Below are 15,737 nucleotides of genomic sequence, written 5' to 3'. Positions count from 1 at the left end.
GGCGCCATGGCCGACTATCTCCTCCATCGCGTGGATGGCGACGAGCGGATGCTGATCCTGGGCATGCGCTGGCACACCATTCTGGGCAGCCGGCTCGACCGCCGCGCGCGCAAGACGGCGCGGCAGATGCGCGCCACGCACTATGCGCACGACGGACGCTCCGAGGCGGTCGGCGTCGTGCGGCTGGGGCGCGCCGACCGCCGCGGCGCACGGCTGCTCTACAGCGGGGCGCTGGCTTTCGCCGCCGGGCACCGGCACGGCGTGGCGGCGTTGCGCGCGCGCCTGCCCGACGGGCGGATCTGGGTGGTGGCCGTGCAGTCAGGCAAAGTGCTGACGCATTCCGATCGTCTCTATGTCTCGGAACAGGACGCCGAGCAGGCTTTGGCGGATCTCGTCGAGCGCTATGGCGACGGCCTCGACGTGTATGGGCCGCAAGACGGCGAGACCGGTGATCTGTCGGCCCTGCTGCCTGCCGACGCCCAGGCCTGCGGCTTGCGCGAGTGCGGCTGGGCCTTGCCCGCGCTGCCGAAGCCGCTGGCCGTTGCCGCGCTCGGATGCGCGCTGGCCCTGGGGGGCCGGGCGGCGTGGGATGGCTATCGCAGCCGCCAGGTTGCGGCCGTGCCGGCCGAGCCGGTCGATGCCGCGTCCGCGTGGCGGCAATCGCTGGACCGGGCACTGCGGAACGTTCGCGTGCATGGCTCCGCCGATCGGGCGCGGCTGCTGGCGGGCCTGGCGGAACTGCCCGCCGGGATCGGCGGCTGGCGTCTGGCCTCGGCGTCGTGCAAGCGGGCCGCGGCGCAGGATTGGTCGTGCGCGGCCAGGTACGACAGGCAGGCGCGGCAGGCGACCAATGCCAGTTTCCTGGAAGCCCGTCCGGCGGGCTGGCAGGAAACATGGCAACCCATGGATGCCGTCGTTGCCCATTTCTCACTGGATGCGGGCGGCGGTCCGCTCGACCCGGCCGCGCTGCGGGACCGCACCTGGCAGGACGGGCATGCCCTCAGCGCGGTGCAGCGCATTTTGCCCTTGCTGAGCGGAGCGGCCGTAGGCGAATTCGCGCCGCTGCGCATCCAGGCGCCGCACGACGAACAGGGGCGGGAACTGGAGCGGCCCGCCGGTATGCCGGCGCTGTTCGAACGGGCGCTGCGCCTCGAGGGGCCGCTGCGGTCGCTGCTGGCGGTGCCGGAGGAACTCGACGGCCAGATCGAATGGCGCCAGGTGTCGCTCACCATCGATGACGGCGCCGCGCCGTCGTTGAATCGCAGCCGGATCATGGCCGGCATTTCCGGAGTGCTGTATGCGCATGAATGACTATATGGCGCCGTTCGTCGCGGCGGTGGCGCTTTTCGCCGGGCACGCCGCGGCAGCCGAACCCGAACTGGACCGCGTGCGCGAGATGCTGCGGCTCGACACCGAGCGGGCGCTCGTCGCCGAACGATCCCGGACTCCCAAGCCCGCGCCGGCGCGGGCCGTTGCGGCGGCGGGCGACACGCTGGCGCTGGCGTCGCTGTACGGCACGAAAGGCGCGCTGACGGCGGTGGTGGTCGTCAACGGCCAGCCGCGCCTGTACCGGCAGGGCCGGGAGCAGGCGCGCGGCGCGTCCGCCGGCAGGCAGGACTACGTGCTGCGGCGCATCGACGATGGCTGCGTGGTCCTGCGCAAAGGGGCGGCTGAACGAACGGCCTGCTTCGATGCGTCCGCAGCTCTGCCCACGCCGCCCGCCAGGCCGGTTGCGGCCATGGCGCCCGGCGTGCATGCGCTGCAAGCGCCGGTCCCGCTGCCGCGTCCGTGAGCCGTTTCCCGTCACGCATCGAAGGAGCCCGCATGTCCATCAGTTTCCAGCGCCTGCGCCATCCCTGGAGTCTTCGGCTCGCGGCCGATGCCGCTCCTGCCGGCGCGTTTCCGAACGAGCCCGGCGCAGCGCCGCCCGCGCCGGCACGGGTAGACAGCCGCGACCGGCTCGCCCGCATGACGCCGGCCTTCAAGCGCGCGCTGCGCGCCGAGTTCGATGTGGGAGGGCTGTTGAACAAGCTCTGCCCCGTCGAACTCGACAACGGGCACGTCGCGCTGTTCACGGTGGACGAATATGCGCAAAGCGAACAGATCGAAGAATTCGAACGCATGGTGGCGCAGCGCGGCAGGATTCTGGCGCGGCCGGCTAGGGTGGTCGTGCCGGCCACGCTGCTGCTGTCCATCGTCAGGGGCCAGATCACCGGCGACGCCTTGAGGTCGCGCCGGCGCGTATTGATGGATCCGGTCAAGAGTTCGATGGCGGCCGCTTTCCACGACATCGTCGCCTGGGGCGTACGCCACGCCGCCAGCGACATCCACGTCAACGTGCGCATCGCCCAGCCCGAATCCGAGATCCGCTATACGGTCGGTGGCCGCTACGTCATGCCGGAGCGCTTTCGCGGCATGCAGACCGCGACGCTGATGGACATCCTGGCCGTGGCCTACATGGACATACAGGGCGGCAACGGCGCCGTGTTCGATCCCGTGGTCGAGCAGCAGGGCAGCATCCTGCACGAAGTCGATGGCACCTCGTTCATGCTCAGATGGGCATCGCTGGCAACCGACGCCGGCGCTTCCGTGACCTTGCGTCTCCTGCGCATGGACCTGCAGGCGCAGCCGCTGGATTTCGCGCAGCTGGGATATCTGCCGTCGCAGATCCGCGCCATGCAGCGCGCGCTGGTCGCGGAAGGCGGCGCGATCGTGCTGGCGGGCGTGGTGGGCTCGGGGAAGTCCACGACCATCGCGTCGATGATGTCGTCGATACCGCCTACCCGCAAGGTCATCACGCTCGAGGATCCGGTCGAATACCTGATACCCAATGCCCTGCAGAACAGCGTCAGTCGTTCGCTCGACGGTTCGGTATCCAACGAATTCGACGCCAAGCTCAAGACCATCAAGCGATCGGCGATGAACGACCTGCTGATCGGCGAGATCCGCGACCTGTCCACCGGGCGCGCCTTCATGGACCTGGCCAGTTCGGGCAGCAACCTCTACACCACCACGCATGCAGGCGCGGCGGCCCTGATACCGGACCGCCTCGCCTCGGAGTTCATCGGCGTGTCGCGCCAGTTGCTGGCAACGCCGGGAATACTGAAGCTGCTGGTCTACCAGACCCTGCTGCCCAGGCTGTGCGCGGCCTGCGCGCTGCCGTTCGACTCTCTGTACGGCCGGGCCGGGGCGGCGGCGCGTGGGCCCGGACATTGGCGCAGCTATGGCGAGCGCCTGCACGATCTATACGGGCTCGACCCCACGCGCTTTCGCGTGCGCAATCCCGAAGGCTGCCCGGCGTGCCGCGAGACGGCGCTGGCCGAGCTGCGCGGCTATGCGGGAAGGACCGTCGCCGCGGAAATGATCGATCCGGCCGTGGACGACGGCTTTCTCAAGCTCGTGCGCCGGGCCGATGCGCTGGCGCTGCGGGACTACTACCTGAGCCGGCGGCGCAGCGCCTTCGACGATCCCGACATGACCGGCAAGACCGCGATGGAGTGCGCCGTCTACAAGGCATCGCAGGGATTGATCGATCCGCGCGACGTCGAACCGCGCTTCGTGAGTTTCGAGACGGTGCAGATGCGCCGCAGGCGTGCCGGCGAGACGCGGCGCGCCGGCTTGCGGGGACGGCGTCTGGCCTCCGGCCGTGTTCCCGCATTGGCGGGCCGGCAGGGAGTCCGGCCATGACCTGGCAGTTGCGCCGCGCCCAGGTGGCGCTGGCCGCGTGGCGGTTTCGCCATGCGCGCGCGGATTACTACGATTACCTGGCCGACCTGATGGATGCCAGCAATGGCCGCAAGACGCTGCGCGACATATTCGTGGACGATGCGCTCCGGTACAAGCGCCATCCGCGCGGCGTACTGTCCGCGCACTGGGCTCTGCGCTACCAGGACGGCGGCGGGGATCTCCATGAGACCTTCCGGGCGACGCTGCCCGGGCAGGATCTCGTGCTGATCCGGATGGCGCAGCGCGGCGGCGCGGGCGCGCTCGGCCAGACCCTGCGCGACGTGGCGGCAATGACGCGGCTGGTGGACCAGGCGCGGCGCACCTTGCTGGGAACGCTCGCCGTGGCGTTCGTCGCCGTGCTCGTGGCGGCCGCCATGGCGGTGGCGGTTCCGCTGTTTACCGTGCCGCGCCTGCGGCACGCTTTCGGCATGGTGCCGCCCGACATGCTGGGGCGCCTGACGCGCGGCCTGTTCGGATTCGCCGAATTCGTCGGGCAGCATGCCTTCACGATGGCCGTCACGCTGGCGCTGGCCGGCTACGTCGTCGCGTGGTCCATGCCGAATCTGACGGGCAGGGCGCGCACGCTGCTCGATCGCTGCTTCCTGTGGCGGCTCTACCGGGACTTCCAGAGCATCCGCTTCCTCGCCGCGCTGGCGGTGATGGTCAAGCGCCGCGGCAATGTCACGACGGCGCTGCGCGAGGCGCTGGACATGCTGATGGAAGGCGCCAGCGCGTGGACCCGCTGGCATCTGGAGCAGATGCTGGGCCACATCGACGACGGCCGGGTCGGCGGCGCGACCTTCGATACCGGTCTCATCGACGCCGAAACGCTCTGGTTCCTGAACGACCTGGTCGCGGCGCGCGGCATGGACGCCGCGCTGCAGCAGTCGCGGTCGCGGCTGGAAGCAACCGTCGCCAGGCAGGTCGCCTCCCGGGCGAATCTGATGCGCTGGGCCTTGCTGCTCGGGGCGGTAGGCGTCGCGCTCGGACTGGTGTTCTGGCACGTCGGCGTCGTCAACGAGATGCGGATCGCCTTGACCAACTACTACTCCAGCCATTGAGGAGCCATCATGCCTTGCAACCGCACTTCGCCGTTTCGCCGCCAACGAGGTTTCACCCTGGTCGAGGTCGCCATCGTCGCGGCCATCGTCCTGATCGCGGCCATCGTCGGGATACCGGCGATCAACGGCTACATCATCGAGAACAAAGTGCCGCCGGTGGCGCAGGAACTGCAGCGCTTCGTGGCGCGCACCAAGGCGGCCAACCAGGGGCTGGGCACCACGCCTTATACGGGCCTCGGCGCGGCTCAACTGGCCAGCGCCCTGCGCAGCAGCAGCGTGCTGGCCGTCAGCGGCGCAGGGGCCGCGGCGGTGGTCAGCCATGGATTGGGCGCAACCGACGGCCGTGTCGTGCTGGCCTCGGACACGATCACGACGGCGGGGGATGCTTTCATGCTGACACTGGACAAAGTCAACGAGGCGGCGTGCCCGTCGCTGGCCGCGGTCATGCAGCGGGTGTCCGAACGCATCTCCATCAACGGCACCAGCGTCAAGCAGCCCGGTACGGGCGGAATGACGGGCGTATACGATGCGGCGGGCGCGGCCGGAGCATGCGCGAGCGGCGACGCCAATACGTTCGTATTCAGCGCCCGCTAGGAAGGCGAGATGCGCATCGCTCCCGTTCCTGCCATGCGTGCCGGACCCGCCTCGCGCCAGCGGGGCCTGACCCTGGTCGAGGTCGCCATTGCCGCCAGCATTGCCATGATGCTGGCCGTGTTCGCGGCGGGCCGCTTCGTGCAGGAAGTGGACGACGCCGCCGCCCAGGCCACGGGAACCTACCTGCTGGCCATCAAGGGCGCGATGGATGGCTATCTGGTCCGGCACTACGAGGCGATGGCTCGCGGCGAGGACATCGCCGGCGTAGCCGCGCCGCTTGCCCCGTCTCTGCCGGAACTCCGGCAGGCCGGCCTGCTTCACGCAGGTTTCCCGGACCTGACGCCGTTCAACCAGGCGCCGGCGGTGCGCGTCGAACGCAGCGGAGACTGTCCGGGCAGCGGCTGCCGGCTCGATGCGCTGGTCTACACCGCCACGCCCGTCCGCACGGCCGCGAGCGCCGAGCCCGACCGTTCGCTGCTGGCGCAGGTCGTGCTGTCCAGCGGCGGCTACGGCGGCGCAGCCTATCCCGAGCAACCGGGCCTGATACGGGGAACCGCGTTCTCCGTTCCGAATCCTCTGGGCGGCACGGCGGGCATCGTGGGTGTGCAGGCGAGCCTGGATACCACCATGTTCAATCAGTTCGTCCGCATGCGGGACAGCCGCAATCCCGATCTGCAGGGCATGCTGGACGTGCGGGGGGCGGTCACCCTGCACGATACCCTCGCGCTCGCCGGGCCGTCCGGCGCCTGCCTGACGGCGGCCAACACCGGTGTCCTGCAGGTGCGCTGCGCCGGCAGGCTGGAGGCCGCGACCGGCCTGTTCCAGGCGGACGACGGCAGCACCGTGCAGATCGATCCTGCCTCGGGCGTGATCGTCAGCCGGCGCATCAAGGCCGGCCTGGGCCTGGCGACGGACCGAGGGTCGGTTTTCGACGCCGCCGACGCCCAGCCCACGATCCGGGTGTCCGCCGGGCAGATGATCGTGGCCACCGGCCATGGGCTGGCCTTGACCATCGCGGGCCAGGATCTCATCGGCCACGCGGGCGTGTCGGCTACCCGCCTCGGCATCCGCGAGACCGCGGCGGCCAACACCGCGTGCACGCAGCAGATCGCCACCGCGGCCGGCGCCCACGCCGAGTTCGCGCGCACGGCCGCGGGCGGGCTGCTGGTATGCGCCGGGGGCGCATGGCGCGAGTTGGCCGCGATGGCCGATACCGGCGCGGCCTGCGCGCCCAACGGCGCTTTCGCCACCGACATCGCCAGCGGCACCGGCCTCGTGTGCCGCCTGGGCGTCTGGATGCGTGCCGACGACCTGCTGTCCAGCTACGTCATGGCCGGCAGCGTGCTGGTCGGTTCGGGCGACCTGGTGGACAAGCCCGTGTGCGGCCAATTGGGGACTGCGGCCGGCACGCCGTTGATCTACCTGCTGCCGCAGATCGAGTCGTCCCAGGCAGCGTCCTTCACGCGCAAGGCGGTCGATGCGGGAGCGCATTGGCAGGTGCTGCTGCTCGATTTCGATGGCACCCCCTTGGGAGGCCCGGCTCGTGCCCTTGCGCAGGTTTATTGCAAATACTGAGGAGTGAACATGAAGAACATCCGGGTGGTGGTCCTGGGGCTTGCCGCCGGCGGCTGCATGGGGGCGCTCGGCGTGGCCGACGGCCAGGCCGCCGTGCCGCAGGGCCGGGGCGCGTGGGCGGATTCGACGCACGTGACGGGTATTGCGCAGCGGGTAATGCCGCAGATTCCGGCTGCGTCTTCGCCTGTCGAGCCCGACACCGGTCCGGTGCCGGTGTCGGCGCCGACGTCGATTTCGGAACTGCTGGAGCGAATGAACGGGGCCGATCTCTACTATCGGGAGATATGGGATACGCGCAGCGGATGGCAGGAGCTGCCGTCGATACTCCGTGTCCAGGTGCGTGCGGACCGCGCGGATATCCAGATGCACAACGTGGGGAACAACACCTGGGGGTCGCTATGCTCCTTCACGCCGTTGAATACTTCCTGCCAGGTCGACATAGGCACCGCGAGGATCTCCATGTCCATCACGCCCGCCAGCATTACCGTCACGGGCGCCAGTTGCCAGAGCTGGATGTCGGGAAGCGCCTCCGCATGGGCCGTCTATGGCTGGGAGCAATATCTGGCGCAGGTCGGCGCGTTCGCCAACCAGAACCAATTCCTGCAGTCGGTCGACAACGGATACAGGGGGTATTTTTTCCAGAGCGGCAGCTTCGCTTCGAGCTGCTACGTCGAGATGCCGGGCTGAGGCGCCCGGCTCACGGCGACCCGTTCACGGCGACCAGCCCCGAGCTCAATCCGGAACGAGCGTCGAGAACGTCCACCCGGCTTCCAGGCGCTCGCCGGCCTGGCCTGCGCTGATGCCCACGTCGTAGCGGGCGCCGGCGTCGAGCGCGCGCAAGGGCAGCATGAACACGCACATCTGGTAAACCACGCCGGGCGTCAGGTTGGGGTCGTCGACGACCTGGGCCTGCAGCGAGGCATCGCTCTGCACGGCCGCGCTCTTGAGCACGCGCAACGGCACCGCTTCTCTGGTGGCGGTTTCGATGAGGCTCACGTCCAGCAACCTGAGCGGCGCGTAATTCCCCGCCGCGCCGCAGAACATGATGGGCGTTCCCGTCACCGCCAGGTCCGGCGCGGGATTGGGGGATTCGCCGGCAGGCGCGAACCCGGGCTGAACGCCCGTCTGCCCGGAGGCGGGCCAATGCCAGATCGTCGCCACGGGCCCTGGGGCGCCGCGTTGTTGGCCGAGAGTGAGGCTGGTGCTGGACAGCGCTCCGGGCGTGAGCGTGCTGTCCATGCCTATGCCCAGCTGGTTCGCCCGCGGGTCGAGCGCCGCATGCAGGTGGTAGACCGAATAGAGCAGCGAGTCGATCGCAGGCTTCCCCTGCGCGGCATAGCTGATGATCTCCGCGGTCATGGTGCCCGCATAGCCCTGGGCCCGCGCCCGGTCCGCCGCGTTCGTGCCGGTAAAAAAAGGCTGGTCCCGCCGCTCGCCGTGCCCGGTCGTGTAATTCTTCGCCTGGTAGGTCGCATGCGCCTGTGCGGCGGCATCGAGCTGCGCGTTCTGTTCCACGGCTCCCACGCCGGCGGCCAGGCGCGCTTCATTGAGATGGGTGAAGGCGGCGAGCTTGTCGCCCGTGTAGCTCGAGGCGGGCATGGTCGTGATGGGACGCGCGCCGCCCGCTTGCGGGATCGACGGCTGGGAAGGCAGCGGCGCGCCGCCGTCGTCTCCGCCGCCGCAGGCCGCGAGCAGGGCGGACAGCGACAAGACGGCAAGATGCGGGCGTGGCGCGGGGCGAGGGGAGGTCTGGTGCATGGAGGATCCTTAAGGTCGAGCAAAGGCGGCGATACGAGCCGGGCAGGCCCCGCTCCATTCGATGGCTGGGCGGCGCAGCCCGCTTCTACGGACGCTCCGCCGTTCCGGAGATGCGGGGCTCTACGTACGTAGGGCAGGCAGGCCTGCCGGCGCCTGCCGCCTGGACACCGGCCCGCCGGCGCCCGGCAGGCGCGCCATGGGTAAAATGGCTTTCCAGTCTTTCCGCGGATACGTATGCGTCTCCTTCTCGCGCTCCTGCTCCCCTGGCTCCAGTTCTTCACGATCGGCCGCCCGTTCGCCGGCATCTTCTGCCTGATCCTGCAGCTCACGCTGATCGGCTGGATCCCCGCGGCGATCTGGTCCGTGTACGCCCTGAGCCAATACAAGACCGACCAGAAGATCAAGAAGGCCGTGGCAGGCCGCTGACCCGGTTTTCCGCCCGCCTCCCTCTATAATCGAGGATTCGATATTGATCCGGGGATGCGGGCGTTGTTGGCGATTCATCCCCTCACCAGCGTGTAGCGATGAAATCCGCCGAGATCCGTCAGAAGTTCCTGCAGTTCTTCGAGTCCAAGGGCCACGCCATCGTGCCGTCCTCGTCGTTGGTGCCAGCCAACGATCCGACCCTGCTTTTCACCAATTCGGGCATGGTCCAGTTCAAGGACGTGTTCCTGGGCAACGAAGTGCGCCCCTACAAGCGCGCGACCTCGTCGCAGCGCAGCGTGCGCGCCGGCGGCAAGCACAACGACCTCGAAAACGTGGGCTACACCGCCCGCCACCACACGTTCTTCGAGATGCTGGGCAATTTCAGCTTCGGCGACTACTTCAAGCGCGACGCCATCCACTACGCCTGGGAGCTGCTGACCACGGTCTACAAGCTGCCCAAGGAAAAGCTCTGGGTCACCGTCTACCAGGAAGACGACGAGGCCTACGGCATCTGGCAGAACGAGATCGGCGTGCCGGCCGAGCGCATCATCCGCATCGGCGACAACAAGGGCGCCCGCTACGCCTCGGACAACTTCTGGCAGATGGCCGACACCGGCCCGTGCGGTCCGTGTTCCGAGATCTTCTACGACCACGGTCCCGGGATCTGGGGCGGCCCGCCGGGATCTCCCGAGGAAGACGGCGACCGCTACATCGAGATCTGGAACCTGGTGTTCATGCAGTTCGACCGCGATGCCGCGGGAACGCTCACGCCGCTGCCCAAGCCGTGTGTCGATACCGGCATGGGCCTGGAGCGCATCGCCGCCGTGCTGCAGCACGTGCACTCGAACTACGAGATCGACCTGTTCCAGAACCTGATCAAGGCCGCGGCGCGCGAGACCGGCTGTACCGATCTCGCGAACAACTCGCTCAAGGTCATCGCCGACCACATCCGCGCCTGCTCGTTCCTGATCGTGGACGGCGTGATTCCCGGCAACGAGGGCCGCGGCTACGTGCTTCGCCGCATCATCCGCCGCGCGCTGCGCCATGGCTACAAGCTGGGCCAGACCAAGCCCTTCTTCTACCGCATCGTCAAGGACCTGGTGGCCGAGATGGGCGAGGCCTATCCCGAACTGGCCAAGGCCGAGACGCGCGTGGAGCAGGTGCTGCGCCAGGAAGAAGAACGCTTCGGCGAGACCCTGGAGCACGGCATGAAGATCCTGGACGGCGCGCTGGCCGCGGTGGAACCGGGCGCCGAGCTCGACGGCGAGACCCTGTTCAACCTGTACGACACCTATGGTTTCCCGGTTGACCTGACCGCCGACATCTGCCGCGAGCGCAATGTCGAGGTGGACATGGCGGGCTTCGAAACCGCGATGACGCGCCAGCGCGAGCAGGCGCGCGCCGCCGGCAAGTTCAAGATGGCCGCCGGCCTGTCCTACGACGGCGCCAAGACCGTGTTCGAGGGCTACACGCACCTGGCCGCGCAGGGCAAGGTCACGGCGCTGTACGTGGACGGCGCCTCGGTGCCGCGCGTCGAGGCCGGCCAGGCCGCGGTGGTGGTGCTGGACCGCACGCCTTTCTATGCCGAATCCGGCGGCCAGGTCGGCGATGCCGGCGTGCTGGTCGGCGGCGCTGCGCGCTTCGACGTGGAAGACACGCAGAAGATCCAGGCCGACGTGTACGGCCACCACGGCAAGCTGGCCGAGGGCGCGCTCGCCGTGGGCGACACGGTCGATGCGCAGGTGGACGAAGTGCGCCGCGCGCGCACCATGCGCAACCACTCGGCCACCCACCTGATGCACAAGGCGCTGCGCCAGGTGCTGGGCGAGCACGTGCAGCAGAAGGGCTCGCTGGTCGACCCTGACAAGACCCGCTTCGATTTCGCGCACGACGCGCCGATGAACGCCGAACAGGTCGCCTGGGTGGAAGCCATCGTCAATCAGGAGGTGCTGGCCAACACGCCGGTGCAGTCGCAACTGATGGGCTACGACGACGCGGTCAAGGGCGGCGCGGTGGCGCTGTTCGGCGAGAAGTACGGCGATGAAGTGCGGGTGCTGGACATCGGCTTTTCGCGCGAACTGTGCGGCGGCACCCATGTGGCCCGCACCGGCGACATCGGCCTGTTCAAGATCGTCGCCGAGGGCGGCGTGGCCGCCGGCGTGCGCCGTGTCGAGGCCATCACCGGCGACAATTCCCTGGCCTTCCTGCAGAACCTGAACGCCACGCTGGCCGCCGCGGCCGGCGCGCTCAAGGTGCAGCCGGGCGATCTGCCCGCCCGCATCGGCCAGGTGCAGGACCAGCTCAAGGGCCTGGAAAAGGAAATCGCCCAGTTGAAGAGCAAGCTCGCCAGCAGCGCCGGCGACGACCTGGCCGCCTCGGCGATCGAGGTCAAGGGCGTCAAGGTGCTGGCGGCCCGCCTGGACGGCGTCGATCCGAAGTCGCTGCGCGAAACCGTAGACCAGCTCAAGAACAAGCTGAAGTCCGCCGCCATCGTGCTGGCCGCGGTCGATGGCGGCAAGGTCAGCCTGGTGGCGGGCGTCACGTCCGACGCCTCCGGCAAGGTCAAGGCCGGGGAACTGGTCAACTTCGTCGCCCAGCAGGTGGGCGGCAAGGGCGGCGGCCGGCCCGACATGGCGATGGCGGGCGGCTCCGATCCCGCCGCGCTGCCGCAGGCGCTGGCCGGCGTGCAGGGCTGGGTGGAAGGCCGTCTCTGAGCGCCGGGGGAGGGCAAGCAAGCATGAGCGATCCCGTAGCGTTCGATCTGGAAATCGACACCAAGGGGCTGAAATGCCCCCTGCCCATCCTGCGGGCCAAGAAAGCCCTGGCCACTCTGGTAAGCGGCCAGGTGCTCAAGGTCGTTTCCACCGACAAAGGCTCGACCCGCGACTTCCAGGCCTTCGCCAAGCAGACCGGCAACGAACTGCTGGCGCAGACCGACGACGGCGAGCTGTTCGTGCACTACATGAAGCGGCGCTGAAGGACAGGAGCTATGTCCGGGCGCGAACCGAGAAGTCGACTCCCAGAGCGTCCATAACTTTGCGCAGCGTCAAGTAATGAGGGTTGGCTCCTGGCGCCAGGGCCTTGTAGAGGCTCTGTCTTCCCAGTCCGGTTTTTTGCGCAATCGTGCTCATGCCCCGCGCGCGCGCCACCGCGGCTAACGCAGCCAGGAAAATACCTGGGTCCTGGTCATGCATCGCTTCAGAAAGAAAGCAGGCAATGGTGTCTTCGTCTTGCAGGAACTCTGCCGGATCGAATTCGGCGGCCTCTGGTTGCATGAACCTTTTCATGAGTTATTCCGCTGGAAGTTTTGCCACAGTGCACGGGCCATGGATATGTCGCGTGTTTGGGAGTTTTTCGTGCCACCCCACAGCAAGAGGTAGCACGAGCGCTCCTGGGCAAAATAAATGCGATATCCAGGCCCGAAATGGAGACGCATTTCGATGATGCCAGAGCCCAAGTGGCGGGTGTCGCCGAGTTGCCCGTGCTGAGCCCGTATCAGTCTCATCAAAATACGGGCTCGATCTTGAGGATCGTTGATTTCACGCAGCCACTTGGCGAATCGGTTGGTCCGCTGGAATGTGAACATGCAAATTGTCTCCTTGCGGAGACAGTCTGTCAAATCGACACATCATGTTCAATACGTACCGGGACAGGATTGTCATGGCCTTTGACCGTTATGCAAGACCTATCCCATGAAGGAATAGGCCTTGAGGAGCCAGGATCGATCTCCTGATTCTGACGGGAACCTCTGGCTGCTATAAGATCAGCCCAGCTTGGCGCGCTGCTCCTGCACCTTGGCCAGCGTATCGCTGAACTGCGCCAGCCTGGCCTTTTCCTGTTCCACGACGGCAGGCGGGGCGCGGTCGACGAAGCTGGCGTTGCCCAGCTTGCCGTTGGCCTTGGCGATCTCGCCTTGCAGGCGGGCGATCTCCTTGTCCAGCCGCAGCTTCTCGGCCGCGACGTCCACTTCGATGTGCAGCATCAGCCGCGCATCGCCGACCACCTGCACGGGCGCGCCCACGACGTCCGGCAGCGCATCGACCACCTTCACTTCCGACAGACGGGCCAGCGCGGCCAGATAGGGGGCGTTGCGCTCCAGCGCCGCGCGGTTGCCGGCGGCATTGAGCGGCGCTTTCTGCGAGGGCGGCACGTTCATCTCGCCGCGCAGCGCGCGCACGGCATCGACCTGGGCCTTGAGCTCGGCCATGGCGGCCTCGGCCGCTTCGTCGATCTTCTCGGGCTGCGATGCCGGGTAGGGCTGCAGGCCCACGCTGGTCGAGTCGCCGGCGGCGCGCTTGCCGGCGGCGACGGAGACCTTCTGCCACAGTTCTTCGGTGATGAACGGAATGATGGGGTGGGCCAGGCGCAGCACGGTCTCGAGCACGCGGATCAGGGTCTGGCGCGTGCCGCGCTGCTGGGCTTCGCCGCCGGTCTGCAGCTGGACCTTGGCCAACTCCAGGTACCAGTCGCAGTATTCGTCCCAGACGAAGCGGTACAGCGCGGTCGAGATGTTGTCGAAGCGGTAGTCCTCGAAGCCCCTGGCGACCTCGGCCTCGGTGCGCTGCAGCTGGCTGACGATCCATTTGTCGAACACCGACAATTCCACCGCCGCGCCGGCTTCCACGCCGCAGTCCTTGCCTTCGACGTTCATCAGCACGAAGCGGGTGGCGTTCCACAGCTTGTTGCAGAAGTTGCGGTAGCCCTCGCAGCGCTTCAGGTCGAAGTTGATGTTGCGGCCCAGCGTGGCGTAGGCGGCCATGGTGAAGCGCAGGGCATCGGCGCCGAAGGCGGGTATGCCGTCGGCGAATTCCTTGCGGGTCTTTTTGGCGATGTTCTCGGCCTGCTTCGGGTTCATCAGGCCGGTGGTGCGCTTGGCGACGAGGGCATCCAGGCCGATGCCGTCGATTAGGTCCACGGGGTCCAGGGTGTTGCCCTTGGACTTGCTCATCTTCTGGCCTTCGGCGTCGCGGATCAGGCCGTGCACGTAGACGTGCCTGAATGGAACCTGGCCGGTGAAGTGGGTGGTCATCATGACCATCCGGGCGATCCAGAAGAAAATGATGTCGAAGCCGGTGACCAGCACGGACGAGGGCAGGTAGCGCGCCAGGTCGGGCGTCTGCTCGGGCCAGCCCAGCGTGGTGAACGGCACGAGCGCCGATGAGAACCAGGTGTCCAGGACGTCGGGATCGCGCGTGAGCGCGCCGGCATAGCCCGCCGCGTCGGCCTTGCCGCGGGCTTCCTCTTCGTTGCGGGCGACGAAGATTTCGCCATTGTCGCCGTACCAGGCGGGAATCTGGTGGCCCCACCACAGCTGGCGCGAGATGCACCAGTCCTGGATGTTGTTGAGCCACTGGTTGTAGGTGGTGGTCCAGTTCTCGGGGTAGAACTTGACGCGGCCGTCGGTCACGACTTCCAGCGCGACGTCGGTGATGGACTTGCCGGGGTTGAACGTGCCTTCGGGCGCGGGCTTGCTCATCGCGACGAACCACTGGTCGGTCAGCATGGGTTCGATGATGGCGTTGGTGCGGTCGCCGCGCGGCACCATCAGTTTGTGCTTCTTGATTTCCGCCATCAGGCCCTGGGCTTCGAGGTCGGCGACGATGCGGGCGCGCGCTTCGAAGCGGTCCAGGCCGCGGTAGGTCTCGGGCGCTTCGTCGTTGATGCGGCCGTCGAGCGTCAGCACCGAGATCATGGGCAGGCCGTGGCGCTGGCCGACGGCGTAGTCGTTGAAGTCGTGGGCGGGGGTGACCTTGACCGCGCCGGTGCCGAATTCGCGGTCGACGTAGTCGTCGGCAATGACCGGAATCAGGCGGTCGGTCAGCGGCAGGCGCACCTGTTTGCCGATCAGGGCCTGGTAGCGCTCGTCCTCGGGGTGGACCATCACGGCGACGTCGCCCAGCATGGTCTCGGGGCGGGTGGTGGCGACGACGATGGACTCGCCGGTGCCGTCCACCGGATAGCGGATGTGCCAGAGGCGGCCCTCTTCTTCTTCGCTGACGACTTCGAGGTCGCTGACCGCGGTCAGCAGTTTGGGATCCCAGTTGACCAGGCGCTTGCCGCGGTAGATCAGGCCTTGTTCGTAGAGGCGCGTGAAGACTTCGGCCACGCCGCGCGACATGTCGTCGTTCATGGTGAAGTATTCGCGCGTCCAGTCGGGCGAGGTGCCGAGGCGCCGCATCTGGCCGGTGATGGTGCCGCCCGAGTATTGCTTCCATTCCCAGACTTTTTCGACGAACTTTTCGCGGCCGAGGTCGTGGCGGCTGATCTTCTGCGCGTCGAGCTGGCGTTCGACCACGATCTGGGTGGCGATGCCGGCGTGGTCGGTGCCCGGGACCCAGACGGTGTCGCAGCCGCGCATGCGGTGGTAGCGCGTGAGGCCGTCCATGATGGTCTGGTTGAAGGCGTGGCCCATGTGCAGGGTGCCGGTGACGTTGGGGGGCGGCAGCTGGACGGCGAAGGGCTGGCCGTTCTCCGGCCCCTGTACGTGTACCCCGGCGGCGAAGTCTCCCCGTTGTTCCCACAGCGGATACCAGCGCGCTTCGATGGCGGCGGGTTCGAAGCTCTTGGGGAGTTCGTCGGTGTCGGGTTGGGCGGGGG

At 67.9% G+C, this 15,737-nt stretch carries 14 protein-coding genes; 10 read left to right on the top strand and 4 right to left on the bottom strand.

The annotated features are described in order from the left end of the window. The first annotated feature begins 6 nt into the window (after positions 1–6). Genes PIGHUM_RS05730 through PIGHUM_RS05700 form a run of 7 tightly spaced genes read left to right on the top strand, consistent with a single transcriptional unit; the run spans position 7 to position 7,643 of the window. Positions 7–1,311: a type IV pilus inner membrane component PilO gene (locus tag PIGHUM_RS05730; RefSeq protein ID WP_124078436.1), complete on the top strand. Its 1,305-nt coding sequence runs from the start codon at positions 7–9 to the stop codon at positions 1,309–1,311. Then, entirely contained in the window at positions 1,304–1,792 is a 489-nt protein-coding gene (locus PIGHUM_RS05725) for a hypothetical protein (RefSeq protein WP_124078435.1), read from the top strand. The genes PIGHUM_RS05730 and PIGHUM_RS05725 overlap by 8 nt, the downstream gene beginning before the upstream one ends. Positions 1,793–1,824: 32 nt before the next feature. Next, positions 1,825–3,687: a GspE/PulE family protein gene (locus PIGHUM_RS05720; RefSeq protein ID WP_124078434.1), complete on the top strand. Its 1,863-nt coding sequence runs from the start codon at positions 1,825–1,827 to the stop codon at positions 3,685–3,687. Continuing rightward, complete coding sequence (locus PIGHUM_RS05715) at positions 3,684–4,787, top strand: type II secretion system F family protein (RefSeq protein ID WP_124078433.1); 1,104 nt, start codon at positions 3,684–3,686, stop codon at positions 4,785–4,787. Before PIGHUM_RS05720 ends, PIGHUM_RS05715 begins: the two co-directional genes overlap by 4 nt. A gap of 9 nt (positions 4,788–4,796) precedes the next feature. Next, a complete protein-coding gene (locus PIGHUM_RS05710) occupies positions 4,797–5,381 on the top strand; it encodes a pilin (RefSeq protein ID WP_124078432.1) in 585 nt (194 codons plus the stop codon). Between the two features lie 9 nt (positions 5,382–5,390). Further along, positions 5,391–6,956: a type II secretion system protein gene (locus PIGHUM_RS05705; protein ID WP_124078431.1), complete on the top strand. Its 1,566-nt coding sequence runs from the start codon at positions 5,391–5,393 to the stop codon at positions 6,954–6,956. A 9-nt stretch (positions 6,957–6,965) separates the two neighbouring features. Then, positions 6,966–7,643, top strand: coding sequence for a hypothetical protein (locus tag PIGHUM_RS05700; protein ID WP_124078430.1), 678 nt, complete (start codon positions 6,966–6,968; stop codon positions 7,641–7,643). 45 nt (positions 7,644–7,688) lie between these two features. Here the strand turns inward: PIGHUM_RS05700 and PIGHUM_RS05695 are convergent, their stop codons facing one another. Continuing rightward, on the bottom strand, positions 7,689–8,714 hold the full coding sequence (locus PIGHUM_RS05695) for a CAP domain-containing protein (protein ID WP_124078429.1): 1,026 nt from the start codon (positions 8,712–8,714) through the stop codon (positions 7,689–7,691). A gap of 234 nt (positions 8,715–8,948) precedes the next feature. On the opposite strand from PIGHUM_RS05695, the gene PIGHUM_RS05690 reads away from it, so the two are divergent. The 3 genes from PIGHUM_RS05690 to PIGHUM_RS05680 all read left to right on the top strand — a co-directional run bounded on the left by PIGHUM_RS05690 (position 8,949) and on the right by PIGHUM_RS05680 (position 12,117). Further along, positions 8,949–9,140 carry a YqaE/Pmp3 family membrane protein gene (locus PIGHUM_RS05690; RefSeq protein WP_124078428.1) on the top strand — a complete coding sequence of 64 codons (192 nt, stop codon included), beginning with the start codon at positions 8,949–8,951 and terminating at the stop codon, positions 9,138–9,140. A 98-nt stretch (positions 9,141–9,238) separates the two neighbouring features. Further along, positions 9,239–11,854 (top strand): alanine--tRNA ligase, encoded by a 2,616-nt coding sequence (gene alaS / locus PIGHUM_RS05685; protein WP_124078427.1) that lies wholly within the window; start codon positions 9,239–9,241, stop codon positions 11,852–11,854. A gap of 23 nt (positions 11,855–11,877) precedes the next feature. Then, positions 11,878–12,117 (top strand): sulfurtransferase TusA family protein, encoded by a 240-nt coding sequence (locus PIGHUM_RS05680; protein WP_124078426.1) that lies wholly within the window; start codon positions 11,878–11,880, stop codon positions 12,115–12,117. Between the two features lie 10 nt (positions 12,118–12,127). Here the strand turns inward: PIGHUM_RS05680 and PIGHUM_RS05675 are convergent, their stop codons facing one another. The 3 genes from PIGHUM_RS05675 to PIGHUM_RS05665 all read right to left on the bottom strand — a co-directional run. Then, on the bottom strand, positions 12,128–12,427 hold the full coding sequence (locus PIGHUM_RS05675) for an addiction module antidote protein (RefSeq protein WP_246012942.1): 300 nt from the start codon (positions 12,425–12,427) through the stop codon (positions 12,128–12,130). Further along, positions 12,424–12,726 (bottom strand): type II toxin-antitoxin system RelE/ParE family toxin, encoded by a 303-nt coding sequence (locus PIGHUM_RS05670; protein WP_124078425.1) that lies wholly within the window; start codon positions 12,724–12,726, stop codon positions 12,424–12,426. Before PIGHUM_RS05670 ends, PIGHUM_RS05675 begins: the two co-directional genes overlap by 4 nt. A gap of 177 nt (positions 12,727–12,903) precedes the next feature. Then, positions 12,904–15,737, bottom strand: a 2,834-nt coding sequence (locus tag PIGHUM_RS05665) for a valine--tRNA ligase (protein WP_124078424.1), incomplete at its 5' end; no start/stop codon positions are given.

The organism is Pigmentiphaga humi (assembly GCF_900606115.1).
Classification (GTDB): Bacteria; Pseudomonadota; Gammaproteobacteria; order Burkholderiales; family Burkholderiaceae_B; genus Pigmentiphaga; species Pigmentiphaga humi.
Note: the sequence above shows the minus strand (reverse complement) of the source record. Positions and strands in the feature narration are given on the sequence as shown.